18 protein-coding genes are annotated in these 25,099 nt (G+C 74.4%); 8 read left to right on the top strand and 10 right to left on the bottom strand.

Annotated elements, in window-relative coordinates:
- Nucleotides 1–73: 73 nt before the first annotated feature.
- Nucleotides 74–1,570, bottom strand: a complete 1,497-nt coding sequence (locus tag ACFYZR_RS23890; protein WP_391913479.1) for a M28 family metallopeptidase — start codon at nucleotides 1,568–1,570, stop codon at nucleotides 74–76.
- A 245-nt stretch (nucleotides 1,571–1,815) separates the two neighbouring features.
- On the opposite strand from ACFYZR_RS23890, the gene ACFYZR_RS23885 reads away from it, so the two are divergent.
- A complete protein-coding gene (locus ACFYZR_RS23885) occupies nucleotides 1,816–2,523 on the top strand; it encodes a CBS domain-containing protein (RefSeq protein ID WP_391913477.1) in 708 nt (235 codons plus the stop codon).
- Here the strand turns inward: ACFYZR_RS23885 and ACFYZR_RS23880 are convergent.
- Together ACFYZR_RS23880 and ACFYZR_RS23875 are read right to left on the bottom strand one after the other, a co-directional pair.
- Complete coding sequence (locus ACFYZR_RS23880) at nucleotides 2,469–3,695, bottom strand: globin domain-containing protein (protein ID WP_391913777.1); 1,227 nt, start codon at nucleotides 3,693–3,695, stop codon at nucleotides 2,469–2,471. The genes ACFYZR_RS23885 and ACFYZR_RS23880 overlap by 55 nt on opposite strands.
- A gap of 180 nt (nucleotides 3,696–3,875) precedes the next feature.
- Nucleotides 3,876–4,391 carry a GbsR/MarR family transcriptional regulator gene (locus tag ACFYZR_RS23875; RefSeq protein ID WP_391913475.1) on the bottom strand — a complete coding sequence of 172 codons (516 nt, stop codon included), beginning with the start codon at nucleotides 4,389–4,391 and terminating at the stop codon, nucleotides 3,876–3,878.
- An 89-nt stretch (nucleotides 4,392–4,480) separates the two neighbouring features.
- On the opposite strand from ACFYZR_RS23875, the gene ACFYZR_RS23870 reads away from it, so the two are divergent.
- Together ACFYZR_RS23870 and ACFYZR_RS23865 are read left to right on the top strand one after the other, a co-directional pair.
- The gene (locus ACFYZR_RS23870; RefSeq protein ID WP_391913473.1) at nucleotides 4,481–5,416 is read left to right on the top strand and encodes an ATP-binding cassette domain-containing protein; all 936 of its coding nucleotides are present in this window, start codon (nucleotides 4,481–4,483) and stop codon (nucleotides 5,414–5,416) included.
- Nucleotides 5,413–7,089 (top strand): ABC transporter permease, encoded by a 1,677-nt coding sequence (locus tag ACFYZR_RS23865; protein WP_391913471.1) that lies wholly within the window; start codon nucleotides 5,413–5,415, stop codon nucleotides 7,087–7,089. Before ACFYZR_RS23870 ends, ACFYZR_RS23865 begins: the two co-directional genes overlap by 4 nt.
- A 127-nt stretch (nucleotides 7,090–7,216) precedes the next feature.
- Here the strand turns inward: ACFYZR_RS23865 and ACFYZR_RS23860 are convergent, their stop codons facing one another.
- Nucleotides 7,217–8,641 (bottom strand): NAD(P)/FAD-dependent oxidoreductase, encoded by a 1,425-nt coding sequence (locus tag ACFYZR_RS23860; protein ID WP_391913469.1) that lies wholly within the window; start codon nucleotides 8,639–8,641, stop codon nucleotides 7,217–7,219.
- Between the two features lie 165 nt (nucleotides 8,642–8,806).
- Between ACFYZR_RS23860 and ACFYZR_RS23855 the strand changes: the two genes are divergently transcribed.
- On the top strand, nucleotides 8,807–9,223 hold the full coding sequence (locus ACFYZR_RS23855; RefSeq protein ID WP_391913467.1) for a hypothetical protein: 417 nt from the start codon (nucleotides 8,807–8,809) through the stop codon (nucleotides 9,221–9,223).
- Nucleotides 9,224–9,250: 27 nt separating this feature from the next.
- On the opposite strand, the gene ACFYZR_RS23850 is transcribed toward ACFYZR_RS23855, so the two are convergent.
- From ACFYZR_RS23850 to ACFYZR_RS23825, 6 genes are all read right to left on the bottom strand, one after another.
- Entirely contained in the window at nucleotides 9,251–10,075 is an 825-nt protein-coding gene (locus ACFYZR_RS23850; RefSeq protein ID WP_391913466.1) for a polyphosphate polymerase domain-containing protein, read from the bottom strand.
- Nucleotides 10,072–10,701: a DUF4956 domain-containing protein gene (locus ACFYZR_RS23845; RefSeq protein ID WP_391913465.1), complete on the bottom strand. Its 630-nt coding sequence runs from the start codon at nucleotides 10,699–10,701 to the stop codon at nucleotides 10,072–10,074. Before ACFYZR_RS23845 ends, ACFYZR_RS23850 begins: the two co-directional genes overlap by 4 nt.
- A gap of 171 nt (nucleotides 10,702–10,872) precedes the next feature.
- Nucleotides 10,873–11,562, bottom strand: coding sequence for a LuxR C-terminal-related transcriptional regulator (locus ACFYZR_RS23840; RefSeq protein WP_391913464.1), 690 nt, complete (start codon nucleotides 11,560–11,562; stop codon nucleotides 10,873–10,875).
- 403 nt (nucleotides 11,563–11,965) lie between these two features.
- Nucleotides 11,966–14,773 (bottom strand): AAA family ATPase, encoded by a 2,808-nt coding sequence (locus ACFYZR_RS23835; protein WP_391913462.1) that lies wholly within the window; start codon nucleotides 14,771–14,773, stop codon nucleotides 11,966–11,968.
- Between the two features lie 4 nt (nucleotides 14,774–14,777).
- On the bottom strand, nucleotides 14,778–17,906 hold the full coding sequence (locus tag ACFYZR_RS23830) for a LuxR C-terminal-related transcriptional regulator (RefSeq protein WP_391913460.1): 3,129 nt from the start codon (nucleotides 17,904–17,906) through the stop codon (nucleotides 14,778–14,780).
- Complete coding sequence (locus tag ACFYZR_RS23825) at nucleotides 17,893–20,865, bottom strand: AAA family ATPase (RefSeq protein ID WP_391913458.1); 2,973 nt, start codon at nucleotides 20,863–20,865, stop codon at nucleotides 17,893–17,895. Before ACFYZR_RS23825 ends, ACFYZR_RS23830 begins: the two co-directional genes overlap by 14 nt.
- Nucleotides 20,866–21,193: 328 nt before the next feature.
- Between ACFYZR_RS23825 and ACFYZR_RS23820 the strand changes: the two genes are divergently transcribed.
- Genes ACFYZR_RS23820 through ACFYZR_RS23805 form a run of 4 tightly spaced genes read left to right on the top strand, consistent with a single transcriptional unit; the run spans nucleotide 21,194 to nucleotide 25,073 of the window.
- On the top strand, nucleotides 21,194–22,570 hold the full coding sequence (locus ACFYZR_RS23820) for a glycosyltransferase (protein ID WP_391913456.1): 1,377 nt from the start codon (nucleotides 21,194–21,196) through the stop codon (nucleotides 22,568–22,570).
- A 25-nt stretch (nucleotides 22,571–22,595) separates the two neighbouring features.
- On the top strand, nucleotides 22,596–23,654 hold the full coding sequence (locus ACFYZR_RS23815; protein WP_391913454.1) for a DegT/DnrJ/EryC1/StrS family aminotransferase: 1,059 nt from the start codon (nucleotides 22,596–22,598) through the stop codon (nucleotides 23,652–23,654).
- A gap of 40 nt (nucleotides 23,655–23,694) precedes the next feature.
- A complete protein-coding gene (locus ACFYZR_RS23810; RefSeq protein ID WP_391913452.1) occupies nucleotides 23,695–24,882 on the top strand; it encodes a cytochrome P450 in 1,188 nt (395 codons plus the stop codon).
- Nucleotides 24,882–25,073 carry a ferredoxin gene (locus ACFYZR_RS23805; RefSeq protein WP_391913450.1) on the top strand — a complete coding sequence of 64 codons (192 nt, stop codon included), beginning with the start codon at nucleotides 24,882–24,884 and terminating at the stop codon, nucleotides 25,071–25,073. The genes ACFYZR_RS23810 and ACFYZR_RS23805 overlap by 1 nt, the downstream gene beginning before the upstream one ends.
- Nucleotides 25,074–25,099: the final 26 nt, after the last annotated feature.

Here is a 25,099-nt window from a genome sequence, read left to right as displayed (position 1 = left end):
GTGGCACCGGGGAGGTGGAACAGGAAGGTGGACCGGGCCGGGCGGCGCCGACGGAGCCGCCCGGCCCCGGGGATCAGTGTCCCGCGGGCTCGTCGAGCGAGCTCAGGTCGTGGGTGTAGATGCCGACCGCGTGCGCGATGACGCCGATGTTGAGGTCGAAGGCCTTGCGGTCGATGTTGGCGAGGGTGTCGCCGGCGCCGTGGTAGTTGGGGTCGTAGGCGGCGCCCGCCGTGCCGCCGAACCGGGCGGCCTGCTCCTTGGTCTTGAGGCCCTCGGCGCCAGTGAAGGTGCCGCCCGCCGGGATGCCCTTGTCGATGAACGGGCCGTAGTCGGAGCGGCCGTCGAAGTCGGTGCCCTCGTGCGGGGCGCCCTTGCGGTCGAGGTAGCCGTTGATCAGCTTCTCGATCTGCGCCGAGCCCTTGGGACCGGGGCCCGAGCCCGTGTGGTCGGAGTCGTCGCCGTCGTAGACGAACTCCACCGGGTTCGGCGAGGCGATCATGTCGAAGTTGAGGTAGAGCGCGATCTGCTTGCGCTGCTTCTCGCTCAGCGAGGCGACGTAGTGGTCGGAGCCGAGGAGGCCGAGCTCCTCACCGGACCACCAGGCGAACCGCACCTTGTTGGTGGGCTGCTGGCCGTGGCCGCGGGTCTGCTGGGCGAGCTTGAGGGCGACCTCGAGCAGGCCGGCGGAGCCGGAGCCGTTGTCGTTGATGCCGGGCCCGGCGGGCACGGAGTCGAGGTGGCTGCCGAGCGTCACCACGTGGTCGGCGCTGCCGCCCTTGGTCTCGGCGATCACATTGCGGGTGGGGCGCTTGATCGCCTCGGTGGCGACGTCGAGGCGGACCTTGGTCTCACCCTTGGCGATCTGCGCGGCCAGCGCCTCGCCGTCGGCGAGGGAGACGCCCGCGGCCGGGATGTGGGCCTTGTCCGGGGTCTCGACGGTGCCCCGGACCGGCTCGGTGCCGGAGTGGTTGTAGAGGATCAGGCCGGCGGCGCCCGCCTTGGCGGCGATCTCCTCCTTCTGCTGGAGGGCGCAGCTGCCGCGCTTGACCAGCGCGATCTTCCCCTTGAAGTCCTGGCCGGCGTAGTCGTCCAGGTCGCAGCCCGGGGTCGCGTCGACGCGGACGGCGGCGAGCGGGGCGACGAGGCCGCCGTCGGGCGTGGCCTTGCTGAACTTGTAGGCGAAGGTGCGGATCTCGCGCGGTTCGGGCGAGACGACGCTCAGCTTCTCGCGCAGCGCCTTGGACTCGTAGAAGTCGAAGTCCTGGTACGAGACGTCGTAACCGGCCTTCTTGAGCAGGCGGTAGACGTACTCGGTGGACGCCACATGGCCGGGCGTGCCGGCGGCGCGGTTGCCCCCGTTGGCGTCGGCGATCTTCTGGAGGGCCTGGAGGTGGCGGTAGGCGCTCTTCCCCGAGGAGTTCTTGACGAGCTTGCGGGCGAGCCGTTCGGCCTTCTCGTGCTGCCCGGCGGGCCGCGCCTCGGCGGGCGCCGCCACGGCGAGCAGGGCGGGGGTGGCGACGACGGTGGTGACGAGAGCGGATATCGCTCTTCGGCGGAGCTGTGCGCGCACGGAGGTCCTTTCGGTGCGGGCGGTCCCGATGGCGGGCGCCCGGTCTTGGGTCGGTCGCGATCGACGACTGATCACAACCGACCGGACGGTATCGAGTCAACGCCGGCCAGGGGAAGGGTCCCGGGTGGTTGACACAAGATCGCCACATGCCGGTCATGCCCGACCCGGGCGGTGCCGGTACGTCCCCGTATGTGCGAGGCTGGGAGGGCAGCACGGCGCATCGCAGAGGGATGAGGGACCGGTACATGCTCCAGCACAGAACCGTGGGCGATCTGATGACCCGCTCGGTCGTCCGGGTCCAGCGCGGCACGCTGTTCACCGAGATCGTGCACGTGCTGCAGGAGCACGACATCACCGCCGTCCCGGTGGTGGACGCCGAGGACCGGCCGGTGGGGGTGGTCTCCGAGGCGGATCTCCTCGCGAAGGCCTCGCGGCGGCCGGATCCCCATGACGGGCCCGGCGCCCGGGCGAACGCGCCGGGCACCGGCAACGGGACGGGCAGCGGCAACGGGACGGGCGCGAAGCACGAGGCGACCACCGCGGAGGGGCTGATGACCAGTCCGGCCGTGTGCGCCCGGCCGGACTGGAGCGTGGTGGAGGCCGCCCGCACCATGGAGGAGCACCGCGTCAAGCGGCTGCCGGTGGTGGACGACACGGGCCGGCTGGTGGGCCTGGTCAGCCGGGGCGATCTGCTGCGGGTCTTCCTCCGCACCGACCGGGCCATCCGCGAGGAGATCATCGAGGACGTCCTCGTCCGTACGCTGCGTCAGCCGCCGTCAGCCGTGGGCGTCGAGGTGAACCACGGTCAGGTGCGGCTCAGCGGCTCGGTGCGGCGCAGCAGTCTGGTGCCGGTCCTCGTCCAGCTCTGCCAGAGCGTCGACGGCGTGGTGAGCGTGGATCACCAGCTGGCGGCGGAGACCGACGACACGGGGGACGAGCCCAGCGGGTCGTGATGGATCCGCGCGGCCGGCACCCCGAGCCCGCGCAGCGCGCGCACGGCGGCCTCGACCATCCCGGGCGGTCCGCTGACGTAGGCGAGGCGGTCCGCCCATTCGCCGTGGCGCGCCACGGCCTCGGCGACCACGGACCGGCCGCCGGGCGAGGGCGCGTCGCCGAGGGCGAGCAGCACGGTCAGCCAGGGGCGGCGGCGTTCGAGGTCGGCGAGCCACTCGGCGTCGTAGAGGTCGCCGCGGTCCCGGGCGGCGAGGAGGAGGTGGACCCGCCGGTTGCCGGTGCGGCGGCCGGCCAGCTCGTCGAGCAGGGCCTTGACGGGGGCGAGGCCGCTGCCGCCGGCCACCAGCAGCAGATCGCGGGAGAGTTCCTCGCCGAGGGTCATCGTGCCGGTGGCGGGGCCGAGCCGCAGGGTGTCGCCGACGCGCGTCCGGTCCACCAGGGCCTCGCTCACCCCGTCCGGGCCGGTGCGCCGCACATGGAACTCGACGATGTTGTCGCCGCGCGGGGCGCAGGCCATCGAGTACTGCCGCCAGGCGTGCGGCAGTAAGGGCGACTCCAGCGCGCCGTACTGGCCCGCGCGGTAGGGGTAGGGCTCGTGGGTGCGCACCCGCAGCACCGCCAGGTCCGGGCGGCGCAGGTCGTGGCGGACCACCGTGGCGTGCCAGTAGGGCGGTTCGGTGAGCGCGGCGTCCGCCCCGGCGACCATGGCGTCGACGGCGGAGCGCAGCATGCGCAGCCAGGCCCGCTCCAGCTCCACGCTCCAGCGCCGGCCCGCGCGCAGCCGCAGCGCCTCGCGCAGGGCGTCCTCGAACGTCGCGTAGTGGGCGCGGCGGACGCCGAGTTTGCGGTGGTCGCGGCCCAGCCGGGTGAAGGTGGCGACGACCTCCTCGGGCCGGTCCAGATGGTCCGTCAAGTACTGGAAGGCCTGGGCGAGATGGGCGCGCTGGAACGCCATCGACTCGGGGAACATCGAGCGCAGATAGGGGTGGCGGCGGAACATCACCTCGTACAGGGGCGTGATGAGCTCCTCGAACGGGGTGACCAGGTCCAGGTGACCGAGGATCAGCCGCCGGTCGGCCTCGTCGCAGTACGGCGTGGCCGGCGCGGGTCCGGGACTGTCGGCCCGGGCGGGTGTCCCGCCGGGCGCGAGCAGTTGCCGCCGCAACCGCATCGCGTCGTGCCGGGCCAGCAGCGCGTAATAGTCGTTGCCCTTGGGGGTGTTCACGGGCTGGGTCTCCTGTACTCCGTCGTTCCGAGCGCAAAGCAGTATGGCAGTGCGGGAACGCACCCGATCGGCCCGGGATGACAGGGCCGTTCGGCCCTTCCGGGGGCCCCGAGGGCGGGGTAGGGGCTAGGGCCGGCCTTCGCCGAGGGCGGCTCTGTGCTCGCGCCAGCGGGCCAGGACCTGCTGGAACTCCTTCTGCAGGAATTCGATGAACTCGGCGGTCTCCGCCACCCGTGACCCGGCCGGGCTGCCGGGCCCCAGGGTCTTCGCGCCGTCGCGCAGGACGCCCTCCCAGCGGATCAGCAGCTGGTCGCGGCGGGTGAGGGCCTGGAACCAGACGTCGGCGTTGAGCCGGTAGCGGTCGCGCCGGGTGCCCGGCTCCCGCTCGCGGGCGATCATGTCGACCTGGGTGAGATAGCGGACGGCGCCCGAGACCGCCGCCGGGCTGATCCGCAGGGAGTCGGCGAGCTCCGCCGAGGTCAGCACCCCCGAGTCGGAGGCCAGGAGCGCCGCGAAGACCCGGGAGGCCATGCGCGGCATGCCCGCGTCGGTGAGCTCGGCGGCGAAGCGCTCGACGAAGCGGGAGACCGCTTCCTCGTCGCGCTCCCGGTCGTGGCCGCCCGCTCCGGTCGTCTCGGTCATCGTCCCGCCCTCTCTCCGGTGATCCCACAGGTCAATTTACACTCTTTCCAACCTTCACAATTTTCTGAAAGAAGCGTACGTTCGGAGGTATGACGAAGGCGATCCACGTGTCCGGCCTGACGAAGTCCTTCGGCCGGACCCGTGCGCTGAACGGCCTCGATCTCACCGTCGAGACCGGCGAGACGCACGGATTCCTCGGCCCCAACGGCGCGGGGAAGTCCACCACCATCCGCGTCCTCCTCGGACTGCTGCGCGCCGACGGCGGCTCCGCGCGCATGCTCGGCAAGGACCCCTGGCACGACGCCGTGGAGCTCCACCGCCGCGTGGCGTACGTCCCCGGTGACGTCACCCTCTGGCGCAACCTCTCCGGCGGCGAGGTCATCGACCTGCTCGTCCGGCTGCGCGGCGGCGCCGACCGGGCCCGCCGCGACGGGCTGCTGGAGCGCTTCGACCTCGACCCGACGAAGAAGGGACGCGCCTACTCCAAGGGCAACCGCCAGAAGGTCGCACTGGTGGCCGCCTTCGCCTCCGACGTCGACCTGCTCGTCCTCGACGAGCCGACCTCCGGCCTCGACCCGCTGATGGAAGAGGTCTTCCGCGCCTGCGTGGCCGAGGAGCGCGAGCGCGGCCGCACCGTCCTGCTCTCCAGCCACGTCCTCAGCGAGGTCGAGGCCCTGTGCGACCGGGTCAGCATCATCCGCGAGGGGACGACCGTGGAGACCGGCTCCCTCGCCGACCTGCGCCACCTCACCCGGACCTCCGTGACCGCCGAGCTCACGGGCGCGCCCGACGGGCTGGCACGCCTGCCCGGCGTCCACGACCTCACCGTCCGCGAGCTCCACGGCGGCCGGGGGCAGCAGGTGCGGCTCCAGGTGGACACCGGCAAACTCGGGCCAGTACTACGGCAGTTGGGCGAGTCCGGCGTCCGCAGCCTGACCAGCACCCCGCCCACCCTGGAGGAGCTCTTCCTGCGCCACTACCAGCAGGACGCCGCCGCCGGACCCGCCCGGACGGTGACCTCGTGAGCGCCCCCGCGGCCGCGCCCCGGCCGAGCTCACCCCGGTCGGCCTCGCCCCGGTCGGCCTCGCCCCGGTCGGCCTCGCCCCGGCTGGCCGGCACGGGCACGCTGGTCCGTCTCGCGCTGCGCCGCGACCGGGTGCTGCTGCCGGTGTGGGCCGTGGCCCTGGCCCTGGCCGTCGTCGGCGTCGCGAGCGCCTTCCAGTCGCTGTACACCACGGCCGCCGACCGGGCCGGCGTGGCCCGCTCCACCAACGCCAATGCCTCGGTCCGCGCGCTGTACGGGCCGGTGTTCGGCGACTCCACCGGCTCTCTGGTCGCCTGGCGGATGGCCGTTCTCGGTGGCGTCCTCGCCGGGATCATGAGCCTGGTGATCGTGGTCCGGCACACCCGCGAGGAGGAGGAGACCGGCCGTCAGGAACTGCTGTCCGCCGCGGTCGTCGGCCGCCGGGCCCCGCTGACCGCCGCGCTGCTGACGGCCCTGGCCGCCAACGGTCTGGTCGCCGTCCTCGTCGCCGCAGGGCTGGCCCGCGCCGGGCTGCCGGCCGGCGGCTCGGCCGCCCTGGGCCTGGCCGTCGCCGGTACGGGGCTGTGCTTCGCGGGCGTCGCCGCCGTCACGGCCCAGCTCACCGACACCGCCCGGGCGGCGCGGAGCCTCGCGGGCGCGACCGTGGGCCTCGCCTTCCTGCTGCGCGCGGCCGGTGACGCGGCGAGCGCCGACGCCTCCTCGCCGCTGGTCTGGGTCTCCCCCGTCGGCTGGGCCGAGCAGACCCGGGCCTTCGCGGGCGAGCGCTGGTGGGTCCTCCTCCTGCCGTACGCGGCGGCGGCCCTCGCCACCGCTGCCGCCCACGCCCTGGCCGGGCGCCGCGACATCGGCGCGGGCCTGCTGGCCGGACGCCCGGGCGCCGCGACGGCACCGCGGTACCTCACGGGCGCCGCCGGCCTGGCGTGGCGCCTCCAGCGCGGCACGCTGCTGGCCTGGACGGCGGGCTACGCCGTCGCGGGCGCCGTCTTCGGCTCCCTGGTCGACGGCGTCTCCGACCTCGTCGCCGACAACGAGAGCACCCGCGAGATCGTCGAGCGGATGGGCGGCCACCAGGGCCTCGCCGACTCCTTCCTGGCCGCCCTGACCGGGCTGCTCGGCATGGTCGCCGCGCTCTACGCGGTGGGCTGTGTGCTGCGGCTGCGCGCGGAGGAGACGAGCGGTCGCGCCGAGCCCGTGCTGGCCGGGGCGACCGGGCGGCTCCGGTGGGCGGCCGGGCACCTGGCCTTCGCCGGCCTGGGCACGGCGGTCGTCCTGCTCGCCGGCGGCCTGGGCATGGGCCTCGCGTACGGCGTCACGGCCGGGGACGTCGGGGGCCGGCTTCCGGCGGTGCTCGGCGCGGCGCTCGCGCAGCTTCCGGCGGCGTGGGTACTGGCCTCGGTGGCCGTGCTGCTCTTCGGGGTGCTGCCCCGGGGGGCGGTGGCGGCGTGGGGGATCGCCGGGGGGTGTCTGGCCATCGGGTGGCTGGGGCCGACGCTGCGGCTGCCGGGGTGGGTGATGGATCTTTCGCCGTTCGGGCACTTGCCGAAGTTGCCGGGGGCGGGGGTTTCGGCGGGGCCGTTTGTCTGGCTGGTGGGGCTTGCCGCGGTGCTCACGGGGGTGGGGGTGGCGGGGATCCGGCGGCGGGACGTGGGGTGAGGGTGCCCCGGTCCCGCCCTTTCACCGTTTCCGAGGGGGCTGCGCCCCCTCGCACCCCCTTGTCCTCAAGCGCCGGACGGGCTGCTGTGCTGTGTCCTCAAGCGCCGGACGGGCTGAATTCAGCCCCTTACTGCTCCGGCGTCAGCTGCGGTTCCAGCGGTGACTGCGGGTCCGGGCCGAAGAGGACCGCCTTCGCGACCGGCGGGGCGAAGAGGGACGTCACCGGGGCGGTCAGTGAGAGCACCCGGCGGAAGGCCTCGCCCACGACGAGGTCGCCGGTGGCCCGCCGCTGGACGCGCGCGAGGTACCAGTCCCCGGGGCGGTCGACCGCCCGGCCCCGCGGGAGGTTGCCGGTCGCGCCGGGCACGTTCTTGTCCGCGCCGGAGGAGATGTCCCACGCCTGCCGGGCCGCCTCGACGAGGGCCCGCTGCACACGGCCGGTCGTGGGGGTGCGGCGCGGGTCGGTGAGGGCGTCGCGGAGGGCGACGGCGCAGAGCGCGGCGACGGACATGCCCTGGCCGTAGACGGGGTTGAAGGCGCACAGGGCCTCGCCCGTCGCGAGGAAGCCGGCCGGGCGGCGGCCCGGGCCGTCGTAGCGGCGGCGGACGTTGGCGGTCTTGCGGAAGCCGTGGATCGGGGTGATGGGCTCCGCCTTGAGCAGCCAGTCGTGGAGGACGGGGTGCGGGAGCTCGGCCGCGAAGGCGAGGAAGCCGTCGTCGTCGGTGGGCGGTTCGTTGCCCCGCAGGCCGGAGAGGATGACGGACCAGCGGCCGCCGTCCAGGGGCATCAGGATCCCGCCGTAGCGCTGACCGGGGTTGGGGATGATGTAGACGCCCCGGAAACCGGGGTCCTCCTGGCCCGCGGGGGTGCGGTAGAAGCGGGTGGCGTAGGCGAGGCCGGTCTCCAGGACCTCCTCGTGGGGCGGCTCCGCGCCCAGGGCGGCCAGCCAGGAGGGGGCGCGGGAGGAGCGGCCGGAGGCGTCGACGACGATGTCGGCCTCCAGGGCGGTGCCCGCCGTGGCGGCGGGCAGGCCCCGCTCGCGCAGGCGGACGCCGCGTACCCGCGTGGCGTCACCGAGCAGGCCGGTGACCTCGGCGCCCTCGACGGTCTCGATACGGGAGCCCTCCCCGAGGACGCGGCGGCGCACGACCCAGTCGGTCAGGGGCCGGGAGCCGGTGAGGACATGGGTGGTGGGGCGGGTCCGGCGGTACCAGTAGCCGGCCTGCCACTGCACGATGTCGGTGGGCAGCGCCAATCGCGGCGAGCCCTCGTCGAGGAGCTCGCCCACGATGCCGGGCAGCAGCTTCTCCAGGGCGTTCTGGCCGCTCTCCAGCATGACGTGGGTGTGCTTGTCCTGGGGGACTCCGGAGCGGTTGTCCGGGCCCTCCGGGAAGCGGTCGCGCTCGACGAGCGTCACCTTGTCGGCGTGGGCGGTGAGCACGTGCGCCGCGAGGAGGCCCGCGAGCCCGCCGCCGATGACGACGGCGTGCCGCCGGGCCCGGTCCTCGTCCTCACTCGCGCGTGGTCCGCCCTCGACGCCCTCTGCTGTCACGTCGCCACCCCATTCGTTCCGTCGTCCGAACCGGAAAATGCTGCGATCACCGTACCGGCAGGGCCCGTTGGGTGTGACCCGGAGCGATCCACCGCGCCTCAGTGACTTGAGGGGCTTTGGTTCGTTTTCGTGGTGTACGTCGTTCCGGTATCGAGAGAGGCTCTCATGCGTCTGCGCCACACCGTCACCCCGCTGCTGGCCGCCCTGTCGTTCGCCGTGGTCGCACCGGCGGAGGCGTCGGCGGCGCCCCCGAGCGCCGAGCAGCTGCCCGAGACGCTGTCGTTCCAGGCGGCGGCCGACCTCCCCAATCCGGGGGCGCTCGTCAAGAAGGAGCAGGCCGCCGCCATGGACCAGGTCCGGGAGGGCGGCCCGCGGTCCGAGCCGCAGGCGGCGCCCCAGGCCGCGCCGCAGGCCGCGCCGCAGGCGCAGCCCCAGGCAGCTCCGGCCGAGGGCGCGCCGGGTGGCAACGCGGGCAACGCGCTCGCGGGCCCGCTTCAGCCGCTCGTGGGGCCGCTGCAGCAGCAGTTGACGCATCTTCCGGTGGTGGGGCAGCTCCTCGCCGGGCCCGGCGGAGGGCACTGAGCCGCCCGCCGGAGGGCCTTGCGCCGCTCAGCCCGGCCAGGCATCCCCGAAGGCGTGCCGGGCCGCGCGGCGCCAGCGGTTGGCCGGAAGGCCGGGCCGTAGCGCCGCGTACGCCCCGCAGTACTTGGTGAAGACCGCTGGGCGTACGCCGCTGTCGTGCAACAGCCGGTCCGCCTCCGTCAGATGACCGGCCGTCTTGGTCTCCACCAGGACGAGGCCGGGTGCGCAGCGCACGCTCCGTCCCGCCCGCAGGTCGTCGCAGACCAGTCCGACGTCGCAGGTGATGCGCTCTCCGTCGGCCACGAAGGTGGTGCGGACGTAGTCCGTGCTGAGGGACGGTCGCAGCTCCGGGGGCGAGTCGATGCCGTAGGCGTCGCGGAGGGTGTCCGCGAGGAAGGCCCGGTAGGGCGCGTCCAGCGGGGTGTCCTCGCCGGTGAGGGGCCGGCGGTGCTTGACGGTGTCGCCCCGCCCGCCCTTGAGCTTGATCTCGAACTGCCGCTCGCCGCTGTCCTGGTAGACGCGTTCGCGGATCTTGAAGCGGAGGCGGCGGCCCTGCCGGTGGTCGTGGAAGGAGCGGAGCTCCGGGGTGTCGTAGTACACCGAGTGGTACCGGAAGGCGCGGCGTCCGTCGATGGTGAGGGCCCGGAAGGGGCCGCCGGGGCGCCGGGGGTCGGTGAGCCTTCGGGCCATCGCCAGGAAGGCGTCGGCGGGCACGAGGTAGCTGCGGTCGAAGCGGGCCATCAGCTCGGCGCGCGCGTTGACCTCGGCCAGGGAGATCGGCCCGGCGGCGCCGGCCGCCTCGCCGACGGCCCGGACGGCCGCGGGGACCGGTGGTGCGGGCGTGGTGGTCACACGGTCTCCCACGCGGGCGCGGCGCGGTGCGCGGTCCGGGGCCGTTCGGCCTGGTGGGCGCCGCCCGGGGCGGGTTCGCGGTAGCGGACGTCGACGACCATCAGGTCGCGGACGTAGTCCACTTCCATGACCGTCCAGTGGAAGGGTTCGCCGAGTCTGCGGGCGAGGTCGGCACGGAGGGCGGCGGGGTCGGCGTGCACGGCGTCGAGGGTGACGACCGTGCGGCGGGAGCGGGCGAACAGCCGGGGGTGGTCGGCGGCGTAGACGACGAGGAGCAGGACGGCGCTGAGGCCGGCGGCCGCGGTGAACGGGAGGTGCGGCAGTCCGCACAGCAGGCCGAGGACCAGCGTGGTGAAGTAGTAGGCGACTTCCTCGTGCTGGACGGCGTCGGAGCGGAGCCTGATGATCGAGAGCACTCCGAAGAGCCCGAAGCCGAGCGCCGCCCCGCCGTTGCCGCCCACCTGGGCGAGGGCGGCGACGACGGTGAACAGGGCGACGTTCAGGGCGAGATAGGCCGGCACGAGGTCGCGGCGGCGGTGCCGGGGGTAGTAGATCGCGAACGTCAGCAGGCATATGGCGGCGAGGTCGAGCCCGAGGTGGGCGACGAGGTGCCGTGACGAGTCCATGGGTCGGCTCTCCTGGGATGTCGGGAGGAGGAGCTCAGACCCTAGGGAAACGGAGAGTGAACACGCAGCGGCTTTCCGGTGAACCATGCGCTTCCTTGACGGAAACGGACGATGAGTGTCCGGAACGCCATCGCTCCTGTCGCGTTACGCACCCTTGCCGCCGCACCCGGCTCACTTGACGAAGTCCTCCACCACCTTGGGGGGCCAGGTGCCGACCTTGAGCACGCCCATGGAGTAGGCGCGCGAGACCAGCGCGGCCCGGTTGGGCACCTTCAACTTCCGCAGCAGGCAGGTCACGTGGTACTCGACGCCCTGCCGGCTGAGGTAGAGACGGGACGCCAGCGGGATGGTGGACACCCCGGCGGCTATGCCCTCCAGGATGCGCGCGTCCATCTCGGACAGGATCTTCTTGCGGCCGGCCACCACCCGGGCGCCCTCGGCGCTCCGGGTCGCGGGCATCATCACCAGGATCGCGGTGGTGTCGGGGAGCCCGCCGCGCACCGAGACCGCCGTCAGGGGCACGGTGAAGGCGGATTCGTCGGCGCCCACGGCGATGACCGGGGTGACGAAGCGCTGGTGCTTGCCCTCGATCAGGTGCGAGAACTGGCGCATCAGCGGCTGCCGGACGCTGGGGTGGACCACGTCGCGGAAGCTTCTGCCGCACAGCTCCTCCGAGGAGCCGTCGAACTGCCGGAAGAACTCCTGGTTCGCCTGCTGGATGGTCAGGGACGTGTCGAGGCTCGCCATGCAGAGCCCCGACTGGTCGGACTGCGTACGGGCATCCGGGTACCCCGCCGGGGTCTCCGGGCCGTCCTGGGAGGTGACCCGAGCCGATTCGACCGAAGCGAGAACAGAATTCAACAAGAGATGGAACCCTTTCATGGCACTTCACACATGCGGAATCGCTATGCAATCGCGTGGTAACGCGGAATCCAGACCCTCGTCCCGAGGCCCGGCAGCCGAACTGGGCGAACTGATTGAAAGACTAGATACCCGCCGGTCGGCGGTCAACGACAGCCCTGCCGCTCGCCCTAAACCTGCGGTCGGCCGCGGGAAAGGTACGGTCCGCCCTTCGGTCTTCGGTGGGGCGAATTCCCCACCGCCGGACCACCGCCCCACCACCACATGTGACCTGGGCTTTCCTTGGTGGTTGACATCCCGTCACCCAGCTGCTCCACCATGCGCGTACGGCGCGCCCGGACATCCGGGCACGCCGTACCGACGGTTTATTGGAAGCCGCGCACAACAAGCGCGGACAAACGATTCAGCCGGTCATCCCCAATGCCGGTCCCCATTGCCCGGACGCCAACTCGGCGCGTCCCGTGATCCCCAATTTTCGATAGGAATTCGTAAGGTGTTTCTCGACGGCCCGGGAACTCACCCCCAGCTCCCGTGCGATGTGCTGGTTGGTGAGGCCGCGGCCGACGAGCGCGGCCACCCGGCGCTCGGCGGGGGTGAGCACCGCCGCCGGCACCCCCGGGGCTCCGAGCTCCTCGCGCCCGGCCTGTTTCACCAGCCGGGGTACGCCACAGGCCACGGCGAGCTCCCCGGCCTCGCGCAGCGCCGCCTCCGCCAGGGGCCCACCGCCGGGCCGTCTGCCCAGATCCTGCAGCGCGCGGGCGAGTTCCAGCCGGTTGGCCGAACCACGGAGCACCGCGACCGCCTCGGTCAACAGTGCCTCGCCCCGACCGCCCCCGTACAGCTTGCCCTTCAGCCGCAGGGCGCGGCCGAGCACGGCGGGCGCACCCCACTTCTCGGCCCGCGCGTGCTCCTCGTCGGCGAGGACGCGCGCCGCGCCGGAGTCGCCGAGCCGTTGGTGGAGGCTGACGGCCCAGGGCCGCCACGGGAACAGCGCCGAGCTGTCCCAGCCCGACGCCGCCAGCCGCCGGCCGCAGGACAGGACGGTCTCCAGGGCGTCCGCCCAGTCGCCGCGCCCCGCCTGCAGCGAAGCCTCCAGCAGCCTGAGCATGGACGTGGTGACCAGCCCAGGCGCCCGGCACCGGCCGCCCAGGGCCAGTACCCGCTCGCTGAACGCCGGGTCGCGTACCTCCAGCGCGACGGCGGCGAGCACCACGACGAAGGCCGTGCTCCCCTCGTCGTTCCCCTCGCCCGCCGGCTCCCCCGGCCGGTCGACGACGCGCTCGGCGTACTCGCGCGCCTGCGTCAGCCGCCCCTGGGCCAGGAGGGTCAGGGCCCGTTCCGCGTGGTCGACGGCGCCCGCCGCCAGGCTGTCGGGATTGCGCAGCCGGTGCCCGGCGGACAGCCAGGAGGCGACGGCGTCCACCGAGTCGGCCCCGCAGAGCGCGAGCACCACGAGGGGCAGCGCCGAGTGCGTACGGTCGGGGGCGGCCGGCTCGTGCTCCAGGATCCGGTGGCCCAGGCGGGCCACCTCGGCCGCCGTCAGGGCGCCGGAGACGGACGCCGCGTGGAGCAGGACGGCCGCGAGCTCCCGTTCGCCCGCCGAGCGCAGCGCGGGCTCCTCCCCCATCCCCCGCAGCCGCAGCACCGCCGCGCCCAGCTCCGCCGGGTCCTCCCGGCCCGCGTGGCGCAGCCGCGCCTCCAGGCGCAGGGCCGCCTCGCGGGCCGTGCCCTTCAGCAGCGCGGCGGGGCCCAGCTCCCCGGCCGTACGGCGGAGCAGGGCGATGGCGGGGGCGGGCAGCGCGCCCAGGAAGGCCGGCGGTATCCGCAGGGCGGCCAGGGCCCGTTCGGTCGGATCGGACAGCAGGGAGACGGCCTGGGTGACGTGGCGCTCGCAGGCGGCGGCGTCGGTGTCACGGACGGCCGCGGCGAGGTCGGCCAGCAACCGGGCGCGGTCCGGGCCGGGTTCGGGGCGGTCCTGGAGCGCCCTGCGCAGGGCGCGGGCGGCCGTCTCCGTATCGCCGGTGCGCAGCGCGGTCTCGGCGGCCTCGCGGAGGATCGCGGCCGCCCAGGGCCGGGGGGCGGTGGCGGACTCCATGAGGCGCTCGGCGATCAGGGCGGCGGGGGCGCCGTGCCGGAGGAGCAGGTCCACCGCGGCCTCGTGCCGTGCGCGGCGCTCGTCCGGGGTGGAGGAGGCCGCCACCGCGTCCTGGACCGCGCGGTGGACGAAGCGCGGCTCGCCGGGCCCGGTCAGCAGGCCCAGCCGGTGGAGGTCGTCCAGCGCGCCGTCGGCCTCCCAGGGGTCCAGGCCGGCCAGTTCGGCGGCGAGGCGGGGCCCGGCGTCGCCGCCGAGGGCGGCGAGGGCCCCGGCCAGGTGCCGTACGGGGCGGGACTGCGCGCGCAGGCAGTCGGCGAGCCGTTCGGTCAGCCGCGGCGGCCGCAGCGCGTAGGCCCGGCCGGCGCGGGCGGCGGTCGGCTCGTCGCCGTCGGCCGCCATCCGGTCGAGCAGGGCGGTCAGGAGGAGCGGGTTGCCGCCGGTGGCGTCGTGGCAGGCGGCCGTGAACTCCTCGTCGCCCGGGGTGCCGAAGCGCTCGTGGACCAGCGTCCGGGTGGCGCCGGGCGTCAGGGCGGCGGGGCGCAGTACGCGCGGGGCCGCGTCCAGCAGGTCGAGGACGGCGGGGCGGCGGCCGCCCGGGTCGCCGTCGCGCAGCGTGCCCACGACGGCCGCGCGGAGCCCGTGCGGGCGGGCGGCCAGGTGGGCGAGCCAGCGCAGCGAGGGGGCGTCGGCCCACTGGAGGTCGTCCACGAGGATCAGCAGCGGGGCCCGCTCGCCGACGTCGGCGAGCAGCGAGCGCAGCCCTTCGAGGACCGCCCACTCCTCCGCCGTGTCGCCGGCTGCCTCCATGGCGTGGTCCGTCGCGGTGAGCCGGGGGTCGGCCTGCCGTCGCTCGCTCTCCTCGGGGGGCTCCTGGGTCCGTAGGCTGTCGAACAGCTGGTGTGCCACTCCGAAGGCGAAGTCCTGTTCCATGGGGGCGGCGTGGGCGCGCAGGACGCGTGCGCCCTCCCCGGTGGCCGGGCCGGGCAGCGCCCGCAGCAGCGCGGACCGGCCGATGCCCACCGGGCCGGTCAGCAGCAGACACGACGCCTTTCCTCCGGTGGCGGCGCGCAGGGCGGCCTGGACCGCGGTGAACTCGGTGCCTCGTTCGAGCAGCATGTGTTCAGTTACTCTCCATTCCCCGGACGAGGGCGCGCAGTTCGCCGCGCCCGTTGACGCCGAGCTTCTTGTAGACGCTGCTGAGCCGCAGTTCCACGGTGCGCCGGGAGACCGAGAGCAGCTCGGCGATGGCCCGGTTGGCGTGGCCCTGGCCGGCGAGCGTCGCGGTGTGCGTCTCGGCCTGGGAGAGGGTGGCCCACTCCCGGAGCCGGCGGACGTCGGTCGGGGACGGTGCGGGCCCGTTGTCCCCGGCGAGCCGGCGCACGGTGTCCGCCAGTCTGCTGCTCGGGTGGGCGGTGATGAGCGCGGAGAGGTCGCTCGCCCAGGAGGCGGCGGCGGGTGGCTCGTTGCCCGTGCGCAGTTCGAGGGCTGCGAGGTCGGCGAGCGCCCAGGCGTGGGCCAGGCCGGCGGGTGTGCCGCGCAGGACGTCCACGGCGCGGCACACCTTGGCGGGCCGTTGCTCGCCAATGGGCAGGGCGGCGTTCAGCTCGGCCCAGCCGATGGTGCCGGCGGCTCCCCAGCGGCGGGCCAGCGCCAGCTCCTGTGCGCTCAGGCGCCGGGCCTCGGCGTGCTCGCCCAGCGCCAGGGCGGTGCGGGCCGCGAGGGAACGCCAGGGCAGCAGCGCGGGGTTGACGTACTGCCGGCGCAGCAGGATCCGGCCGGTCTCGCGGAAGAGTGCCATGGCCTCGGGCAGGTCGTCGTCGGCGACGGCGACCAGGGCCCGGGCGAAGAGCAGATACGCCCAGGGGGCGCTGTCCTCGGCGCCGGCGGGGGCCGGTACGAAGGCGCAGGCGCGGGCCCCGTCCCGGTCGCCGTTCTCCAGGGCGACGGCGGTGCGGACGGCCGTCAGGTAGGGCGCGGTGGCGGGGTGCCAGCCGTCGGTCGGCAGGGAGCGCTCGGCGTCGGCCACGTACCGCTCGGCGTCGGAGAGCAGGCCCCGGCGCAGGCTCATCTCGGCGCGGACGGTGAGCACGCGGGCGACGCCGGCCCGCAGCCCGTCGCGGCGGACGTCGGCGAGCAGGGCGACGATGCCGGCGTCGGCACTCTCGTAGTCGTCGGCGAGGTAGAGGGCGCGGCAGGCGGCGAGGCGGGGCAGCAGGGGGGTGTCCCGGCCGGCCGGGGGGACGAGCGCCGCGCGGGCCAGCCGGAGCGTGCCGGCCAGGTCCTCGCCGTCGCGGGCCAGTTGCCAGGCCCGGACGGCGGCCTGGGCCGGGGTGCGGGGGACGCGGGGCAGGGCGGGGACCCGGGGGGTGCCGGGGTCCGTCTCCTCGCGCCAGCCGTGGTGGGCGGCCCAGTACAGGGCGACGAGGTCGTCGTGCTCGGCGCCTTCGGCGTCCGCCAGGGCGTCGGCCAGCGCGTGGCCCACTCCATGGGTGTAGCCGCGCAGGAGACCGTGGTCGACGGCGCGCACGCGCCGGCCGGCGAGGGCGGGGGCCGGGGTGCGGGCGATCGCGCCGAGCCGGCGGTCGGCGGCCTCGGGGGCGGTCAGGGCCTCGGTGGCGGCCAGTTCCAGCTCCAGCCGGGCGCGTTCGGCGGGGTCCAGGGGTTCGGCGAGGGCGCGGCGGAGGCAGGTGGCCGCGTGGGCGTGGTCGTCCCGGCGCACGGCCGCCGTGTGGGCGTGGCGCAGGGCGGGCACGACCCAGTCGCGGCCGGTCGGCGGGGTGTCCAGGAGGAGACCGGCGAGGACCTCGCCGGTGACTCCGGCGCAGTGGGCCAGTTCGGCGGCGCGCTCGTGCAGGGCGGCCCGTTCGCCGACGGGCATCTCCGCGAGGACGCGGGTCCTGGTGGCCGGGTCGACGCCGGGCAGCGGCAGGCCGGGGGTGACGAGCCCGGTCGCCTCCAGGGCGGCCCACAGGGCGGGTTCGTCCTCGGGCCGGGTGCCGGAGAGGCGGCGGAGGGCGGGGAGGTCCAGGACGCCGTCGGCGGCGGCGAGGGCACGCAGGGCGGTGCGTTCGGCGGGGCGGAGGGTGCGCAGGACGCGTGCGACGTGGTCGGCGGCGGCCGCGGCGGCCAGCTCCCGCATCCGGGGGATGTGGGCGGCGACGGGCGGGTGTCCGCGCTGGGCGAGGCGGCGCAGCGCGTCTTCGAGTACCGCGGGGTTGCCCCCGGTGGCCTCGGCGGCGGCCCGCGCGAACCGGTCGTCGACGGGCGTGCCGCCGCCGCAGACGGCGGCCGCCATGGCGGCGGCGCCGTGTTCGTCCACCGGCGGGAGGACGAGCTCGGTGGCACCGCCACCGCCGACCGTCCGGGCGAGGGCGTCGGGGAGCCGGACGCCCATCCGGGCGAGGGCGTCGGGAAGCCGGGGCGGGGTGCCGTGGGTGCTCATGAGCAGCACCAGGGGGGTGGCCTCCTCGGGCCGCTCGGCGAGGGCGGCCAGCAGTCGCGCGGACTCCGGGTCGGCCCGGAGTACGTCCTCGACGACGAGAAGGGTGGGGCGCGCGTAGAGAGCCGCGAGCAGGGCGGCCGGTTCCGCGCCGGGGGGCGACGGCGGCACGTAGTGGCCGTCGCCGGGCGTAGGCGACTGCTCGTACTGGCCGTCGCCAGGAGCCGACGACAACGCGTCCGCGCCAACGCCGGGAACCGGCATCGACTCGTACCGGCCGTCGCCGGGGACCGGCAGCAGCTCATCCTGGCCCTCGCCGAGAGCCGACAACCGCCCGTACCGGCCGTCGCCGGGATCCGACGGCAACACGTCCGCGCCAACGCCGGGAACCGGCATCGACTCGTACCGGCCCCCGCCGGGAGCGGGCGACAGTCGGCCCGCGCCACCGCCAGAAGCCGGCGGCAACCCATCCGGGCCATCGCCAGGGGCCGGCATCAGGTCGTACTGGCCGTCGCCGGGAACCGGCACCCGCTCGTCGCGCCCCTCGGGCGCGGTCCGGCTCGCCAGGAGCGCGGTGGTGAGGGCGTGCGGCACGGTCGCGGCGGCCGCGGTGGCGCGGGCGCTGAGCACTTGGAGGCCGCGCGCCTCGGCGGCGGACGCGGCCCAGCGCAGCAGGGCGTGCTGGCCGTGGCCCGGGGGGCCGGTCACAACGACGACGGCGGAGCTGCCCCGTTCCAGGCGGGTCAGCGCCGCGGTCAGCCGTCCCCGGGCCCGGCCGCAGTGTGCCAGGAGGGGATCAACGTGCGGCACGGGCGGGCCTCCCGTACGCCACCGTGGGCATTCCGGCGGGGGGTTCCGGCGGGCCGTCGGGGGGCAGCGCCGAGGCGAGGGCGGCCCGGTCGCCGACCCCGAGCTTGCGGTACACGCCGGTGAGGTGCATCTCCACGGTCCGCACGGTGACGAACAGCGCCTCGGCTATCTCGCGGTTGCTCGCCCCGGCGCGGGCGAGGGCCGCGACCTTGCGCTCGGTGCGGGTGAGCAGGTCGGTGCGGCACCCGGTGGCCTTGCGCATGCGGCCGCCGGCGGTCACCAGGCCGCCGCGGGCGGCCTCGGCGAGCGCGAGGGCCCCGCACTGCCGGGCCAGGCCGACGGCGGTGCGCAGGTGCTCGCGTGCGGCGGGCTGGTCGCCGGCCGTGAGCAGGGCCCGGCCCAGGTAGTACTCGGCGCGGGCGTGTTCGGCGCGGGCGGGGGAGCCGGCCAGCCACTCCACGGCCTCGGTGTGGAGGACGACGCCTTCGGGCCCGGGGGTGGTCACGGCCCGGGCGTGGGCGGCGAGCCCGAGGGCGCGCGGGGTGCCCCAGGCCCGGGCGGGGCCGGTCCAGCGCTCGGCGAGCTCGCGGGCCTCGCCGGTCCGGCCCAGGGCGGACAGCTGGCGGACGGCGTGCACCCACCAGGGGTGGAAGACGGCGTTGGCGACGCCCGCCGCCGCCAGGGCCTCCCCGCAGGCGAAGAGGAGCGCTACGGCGCCCTCCTGGTCGCCGAGCCCCCGCCGGGCGCGGGCCCGGGCCATCAGGTAGGCGGGCTGCTCCAGCACATGGCCGTCCAGCTGCCGCGGCTCGATCCGGGCGAGGGCCTCCTCGGCCCGCCGGGGCTCGGCGTGGTCGACCAGGGCGGTGGCCAGCACGATATGAGGCATCGTCAGCTCGGCGCACTGGGGCTCCTCCGCCGTCAGGCCCATGGCGGTGCGGGCGTCGGCGAGCGCGTCGGGGATCGCGCCGATACCGTGGAGCACGAGCGAGCGGGCGGTCAGGGCGAGGGTGTACACGCGGGCCTCGCCGTATTCCTGACCCTGGGTCAGGATCTGGTCCAGGGCGGTGAGCGCGTCGTCGACCTCGTCGGCGAGGGCGAGCGGGAAGGCCGCGGCGAAGGCGGCCCAGCCGCCGGGCTCGGCGCCCGGGGAGCGCAGGGCCAGGCGGGCCTGGACCACGGTCCGCTCGGCCGAGCGGCCGTCGAGGGCGGTCAGGATGCTCATCATGGCCGCCTTCTGCCGCTGGGCGGGGGTGTCCCCGTGGGGCAGCGTCATCCGCGCGGCGCGGTCGCGGACGGCGGCGATCGTCTCCCGCCGGACGATCCCGGCGAGCAGCAGGACCGACTCCAGGAGCGCGGCCAGCTCGTGGTCGGCGGGGCCGGTGCGGGGCCCGGACCCGGCGGCGAAGGCGGTCAGGGCCTCGTCGATGACGCGGACGGCGTCGGTGAACCGGCGCAGGGCCACGCAGGTCAGCCCGTACTGGGCGGCGACGGCCGCCTTCGTGCGCGGGTCGGTGGGCAGCGCGAGCGCCTCCTCCAGCAGCGGGACGGCCTCCTCGGGGTTGATCTCGGCGAGCGCCCGGGCCAGTTCGGTGCGGGCGGACAGGTCGTCCGGTTCCGCCCGGAGCACGGCGTGGAGGTAGCGGGCCGCCGTCTTGTGGCCGCCCCGGGCGGCGGCGCGCGCGGCGGCGTCCCGCAGGGCGGAGGCCATCCAGGGCGGTACGGGGCCGGGCAGCCGCAGCACGTGTTCGGCGATCTCCTCGGCGGGGCGGCCGGCGTCGCTCAGCAGCAGGACGGCCCGGGTGCGCAGCGCGGTCAGCTCCGGTTCGGTGAGCGGGGCGAGAACGGCGGCGCGGGTGGCGGCGTCCACGAGGCCGGCGTGGCCGGGGGCGACGAGGCCGGCGCGGCGCAGCGCGGTCAGGGCGTCCTCGACGAGGCCGGTGGGCACGCCGGCGAGGGCGGCGACGCGCTGCGGTTCGTCCTCGCCGAGCACGGCGACGGCCGTGGCGACGTCGCGGACCCAGCCGGGCTGGTGGTCGAGGCGCCGGCGGGTGGTCGTGGCGGTCATGGCGGCGCAGAGTTCGGCGGCGCGGCGCGCGCCGCGCCCGTCGGGCGCGGTGCCCTCGGCGCGCAGGGTGCGCAGGGCGTGGGTGAGGGTGCGGGGGTTGCCACCGGAGGCCGCGGTGAGGTGCCCGGCGAAGGCGGGGCCGACGGGGGTGCCGAGGATCTTCCGGGCGAGCTCGGCGGATTCCGTTTCGGTCAGCGGTCCGAGCGGCAGGACGGTGGTCCGGTGGGGTGCGCCGACGGCGGCCAGGGCGTCCCCGGCGAGGGGTTCCGCTTCGGGGCGGTGGGCGAGGACGACCAGGAGCGGCAGGTGGTGCTCGGCGCGGCGCAGCAGGAAGTCGAGCCAGCGCAGGGAGTGTTCGTCGGCGTGGTGGGCGTCGTCCAGGACGAGGGTGAGCGGACGGTCCGTCATCAGATTGCCGGCGAGGCGGTACAGGCCGTGGAGGACCTGGTGCGCGGGCGGGGCGGTCGTGGCCGCGCGGGGTGTCAGGGCGGGCAGGGCGTGGTGGGCGCCGCCCCGCAGGAGGGGGGAGTGGCCGGCGCCGGTGAGCCCCAGGGGGCCGAACAGGGCGCGTACCGCGCTGTAGGGGGCCGTGGCGGCACCCTCGGGTATGTCGTCGGATATGCCCTCGGGCAGGCCGTCGTAGGCGGCCGGGGCCCGGTGCGCTGCGGGTTCCCGGCCGCAGGCGGCGTAGAGCGTCCGGATGCCGCGTGCGGCCTGGGCGTCGAGGAAGGCGCGCAGCAGGCGGGTCTTGCCGATGCCGGAGGGGCCGCTGAGGAGGACCGCCTGGGCGTGGCCGGTGTGGGCGGAGGCGGCGCGGGCAGCGAGCGCCGCCAGCTCCCCGCCGCGGCCGGTCGGCGACTCGGGTAAGCCGCCGGCGTGCGGGCGGTGCAGCACGGTAGTTCTCCTCACGCCCCTGAGGGGATTCAGCGCTCAGACATCGCATTCCGCTCAAGTCCCGCCAAGGTGGATCTTGCATCACCTCGTCAGGTCTCTTGTCACTCTAGAGCGTTTTGTATGACTAGGGGTTCCACTTGCTCGAACTCCTGGACATTAGAACCTCTTACTGTCTTGACGTGGTAAGGGGTGAAGCCCGGCGCGTCGCGTCCGGGAGGAGTCTAAGGATTTCCCGGCACGTGGCATGAGATCACAGTGCGGGGAGGCCGTCCGGCCAGCCCGGGGCGTCCCGCGCCCCGCCCCTGCGGCCACCACTGAAAGGGATGCCATGGACTCCGCGCGACGGCCGATCCTGTTCGTCAGCCTTCCGGAGAGCGGGCTGCTCAATCCGCTGCTCGTGCTGGCGGGCGAACTCTCCCGGCAGGGCGTGGAGGACCTGTGGTTCGCCACCGACGAACCGCGCCGCGAGGACGTGGCGCGGATCGCCGAGCGCTCCCCGGTGGAGTTCGCCTCGCTCGGCGAGGTGATCCCGGAGCTGTCCGCCGTGACCTGGGACGACGAGGTCTACCGGGAGGTGACCCAGTCCTCCCGCTTCCGGGCGCACCGGGCCGTCATCCGGCAGTCCTACAAGCCGGCCCTCCAGGCGGAGAAGTTCCGCAAGCTGGAGGCCGTGGTCGAGAAGGTGCGGCCGGCGCTGATGGTCGTCGACTGCATGGCGGGCTTCGCCGTCGACCTGGCCATCGCCCGGGACATCCCGTTCGTCCTGAGCGTCCCGTTCCTTCCGAGCAATGTCCTTACCTCGCTCAACCCCTTCGCCAAGGGCCACACCCCCCGGGACTTCCCGGTCCCCCACTCCGGGCTGCCGCGGAAGATGACCCCGGCGCAGCGCCTGAGCAACGAGCTGTTCAAGTACCGGACCCTGGCGATGTTCTTCAACCCGGCCATGGGCAAGGTGCTGCAGGAGGACACGCGGATCCGCAAGGAGCTGCGCATCCCGCCGCCCAACCCGATGACCAGGATCGACAAGGCCGAGCTGGTCCTGTGCAACTCCATCGCCGAGCTGGACTACCCCTTCCCGGTACCGGAGAAGATGCGGCTGGTGGGCGCGATGATGCCGCCCCTGCCGGAGACCCCGGACGACAAGGACGTCCGCGGCTGGCTCGACGAGCAGTCCTCGGTCGTCTACATGGGCTTCGGCACCATCACCCGGCTGACGAAGGACCAGGTCGGCGCGCTGGTGGAGGTGGCCCGCCGGCTGGAGGGCGAGCACCAGGTGCTGTGGAAGCTGCCCAAGGAGCAGCAGCACCTGCTGCCTTCGAAGGAATCGCTTCCGGCCAACCTCCGCATCGAGAGCTGGGTCCCCTCCCAGCTCGACGTCCTCGCCCACCCCAACGTCAAGGTGTTCTTCACCCACGGCGGCGGCAACGGCTTCCACGAGGGCATCTACTTCGGCAAGCCCCTGGTGGTGCGCCCCCTGTGGGTGGACTGCTTCGACCAGGCCGTACGCGGCCAGGACTTCGGCATCAGCCTGACCCTCGACCGGCCCCAGACCGTCGCGGTCGACGACGTCGTCGACAAGCTCACCCGGGTGCTCGGCGACCCCTCGTTCCGCGAGAAGGCGGAGCGGCTGGGCGCCCTCCAGCGCGCGGCGGGCGGTCGTGAGACGGCCGCCGGGCTGGTCCTCGGCCTTCCCGCGCTGGCCTGATCCCGGCCTGACCAGAGAGGAACCCATGTCGTTCAAGTACCCCGTGTCGCGTCCCGCCCTCGACGGCAAGGAGCTCGAGTACGTCACCGCCACCATCGGCGACGGCTGGATATCGTCCCAGAGTCCCGTCATCCAGCGGTTCGAGCAGGCCTTCGCGGACTGGAACGGAATCGCCCACGGCGTGGCCTGCTCCTCCGGGACGGCCGCCCTCACCCTCGCCCTGCGGGCCCTGGGCGTCGGCCCCGGCGACGAGGTGATCGTCCCCGAGTTCACCATGATCGCCTCGGCGTGGGCGGTCACCTACACCGGCGCCACCCCCGTCTTCGTCGACTGCGGGGACGACCTCAACATCGACGTCACCCGCATCGAGGAGAAGATCACCCCCCGGACCAAGGCGATCATGCCGGTGCACATCTACGGCCGGCGCTGCGACATGGACGCGATCATGGACATCGCGTTCCAGTACAACCTGCGGGTCGTCGAGGACTCCGCCGAGGCCCACGGCATCCGCCCGGTGGGCGACATCGCCTGCTACTCCCTCTTCGCCAACAAGATCATCACGGCGGGCGAGGGCGGCGTCTGCCTCACCGACGACCCCAGGCTCGCCGGCCAGCTGGCCCATCTGCGCGCCATGGCCTTCACCCGGGACCACAGCTTCCTCCACAAGAAGCTCGCCTACAACTTCCGGATGACCGGGATGCAGGCCGCCGTCGCCCTCGCCCAGGTCGAGCGGCTGGACGAGATCCTCGCGACCCGCCGGGAGATAGAGAAGCGCTACGACGAGGGCCTCGCCGGCATCCCCGGCATCACCCTGATGCCCTCGCGCGACGTGCTGTGGATGTACGACCTCCGCGCCGAGCGCCGCGAGGAGCTGCGCGCCTTCCTCGCCGAGTCGGGCATCGAGACGCGGCTGTTCTTCAAGCCCATGAGCCGTCAGCCCGGCTACCTCCACCCCGACTGGCCCTCGCTGAAGGCCAACCGGTTCGCGGAGGACGGCTTCTACCTGCCCACCCACACCGGGCTGACCGCCGCCGACCAGGACTTCATCACGGCCCGGGTCCGCGAGTTCCACACCGCCGGGTGACCGGCCCCGCAGGCCCGCCACGAGGGAATGAGTTTCCGACATGACGCACGACGGCCCGATGGTGGTCGACTTCCCGCTGCGCAAGCCCGGTGAGGCCTTCCCGCCTCCCCGGTACACGACCTACCGCGAACAGGAGGGGCTGGTCCTCTCCTACCTGCCCAACGGCAACAAGGTCTGGCTGGTCACCCGGCACGAGGACGTCCGCGCCGTCTTCACCAACCCCAAGATCAGCTCCAACCCGGACCACAAGGGCTTCCCCAACATCAGCGAGACCATGGGCGTGCCCAAGCAGGAGCAGATCCCCGGCTGGTTCGTGGGGATGGACTCCCCCGAGCACGACCGCTTCCGCAAGGCGCTCATCCCCGAGTTCACCGTGCGACGGGTCCGGGCCATGCGCCCCGCGATCGAGGAGACCGTCGACAAGCTCATCGACGAGCTGCTCGCCTCCGGGAACTCCGCGGACCTCGTCGCCGACTTCGCGCTGCCCGTGCCCTCCCTGGTGATCTCCGCCCTCCTCGGCGTGCCCCCGGTGGACCGCGACTTCTTCGAGTCCCGCACCCGCACCCTGGTCGCCATCCGCTCCTCCACCGACCAGCAGCGCGACACCGCCACCAAGGAACTCCTGCGCTACATCAACCGGCTCATCGACATCAAGTCGAAGTGGCCCCAGGACGACCTGGTCAGCAGACTGCTCGCCACCGGCGCCATCGCCCCCCACGAGCTGTCGGGAGTGCTGCTGCTCCTGCTGATCGCCGGCCACGAGACCACGGCCAACAACATCGCGCTGGGCGTGATGACCCTCCTGCAGAACCCCCAGTGGATCGGCGACGACCGGGTGGTCGAGGAGACGCTGCGCTTCCACTCGGTCGCCGACATCGTCTCCCTGCGGGTGGCCGTCGAGGACGTCGAGATCGCCGGGCAGCTCGTCCGGGCCGGCGAGGGCATCATCCCGCTGGTGGCCGCCGCCAACCACGACGAGCAGGCCTTCGCCTGCCCCCACGCCTTCGACCCCTCCCGCACCGACCGCCACCACGTGGCCTTCGGCTACGGCATGCACCAGTGCCTCGGGCAGAACCTGGTGCGCCTGGAGATGGAGATCGCCTACCGCAGGCTCTTCGAGCGCATCCCCACCCTGCGGCTGGCCGTCCCCGTGGAGGAACTGGCCTTCAAACACGACGTCGTACTCTTCGGGCTGCACGAGATGCCCGTCCAGTGGGAGAGCTCCTGATGCGTATCACCGCCGACAACGAGCGCTGCATCGGCGCGGGCCAGTGCGTGCTGACCGCCCCGGCCGTCTTCGACCAGGACGACGACGGCCTGGTCACCGTCCTGGCCGCCGACGGCGCCGGACTGACCGACGCCGTGCGGCGGGCGGGCGACCTCTGCCCGTCACGGGCCATCACCGTGCACGAGGACTGAACGCACCGACGCCCGGCCGCCGTGTG

This window comes from Streptomyces sp. NPDC001678 (genome assembly GCF_042892945.1).
In the GTDB taxonomy this organism is placed as follows: domain Bacteria; phylum Actinomycetota; class Actinomycetes; order Streptomycetales; family Streptomycetaceae; genus Streptomyces.
The sequence above is the reverse complement of the archived record's forward strand: the minus strand, read 5'-3'. Positions and strand labels throughout refer to the sequence as shown.

Bases quoted from the DNA above. Each gene is read 5' to 3' on its own strand.
- ACFYZR_RS23885 (WP_391913477.1), top strand. From the start codon at position 1,816: ATGCTCCAGCACAGAACCGTGGGCGATCTGATGACCCGCTCGGTCGTC.
- ACFYZR_RS23880 (WP_391913777.1), bottom strand. From the start codon at position 3,695: ATGCGGTTGCGGCGGCAACTGCTCGCGCCCGGCGGGACACCCGCCCGG.
- ACFYZR_RS23875 (WP_391913475.1), bottom strand. From the start codon at position 4,391: ATGACCGAGACGACCGGAGCGGGCGGCCACGACCGGGAGCGCGACGAG.
- ACFYZR_RS23870 (WP_391913473.1), top strand. From the start codon at position 4,481: ATGACGAAGGCGATCCACGTGTCCGGCCTGACGAAGTCCTTCGGCCGG.
- ACFYZR_RS23855 (WP_391913467.1), top strand. From the start codon at position 8,807: ATGCGTCTGCGCCACACCGTCACCCCGCTGCTGGCCGCCCTGTCGTTC.
- ACFYZR_RS23845 (WP_391913465.1), bottom strand. From the start codon at position 10,701: ATGGACTCGTCACGGCACCTCGTCGCCCACCTCGGGCTCGACCTCGCC.
- ACFYZR_RS23835 (WP_391913462.1), bottom strand. From the start codon at position 14,773: ATGCTGCTCGAACGAGGCACCGAGTTCACCGCGGTCCAGGCCGCCCTG.
- ACFYZR_RS23820 (WP_391913456.1), top strand. From the start codon at position 21,194: ATGGACTCCGCGCGACGGCCGATCCTGTTCGTCAGCCTTCCGGAGAGC.
- ACFYZR_RS23815 (WP_391913454.1), top strand. From the start codon at position 22,596: ATGTCGTTCAAGTACCCCGTGTCGCGTCCCGCCCTCGACGGCAAGGAG.
- ACFYZR_RS23810 (WP_391913452.1), top strand. From the start codon at position 23,695: ATGACGCACGACGGCCCGATGGTGGTCGACTTCCCGCTGCGCAAGCCC.
- ACFYZR_RS23805 (WP_391913450.1), top strand. From the start codon at position 24,882: ATGCGTATCACCGCCGACAACGAGCGCTGCATCGGCGCGGGCCAGTGC.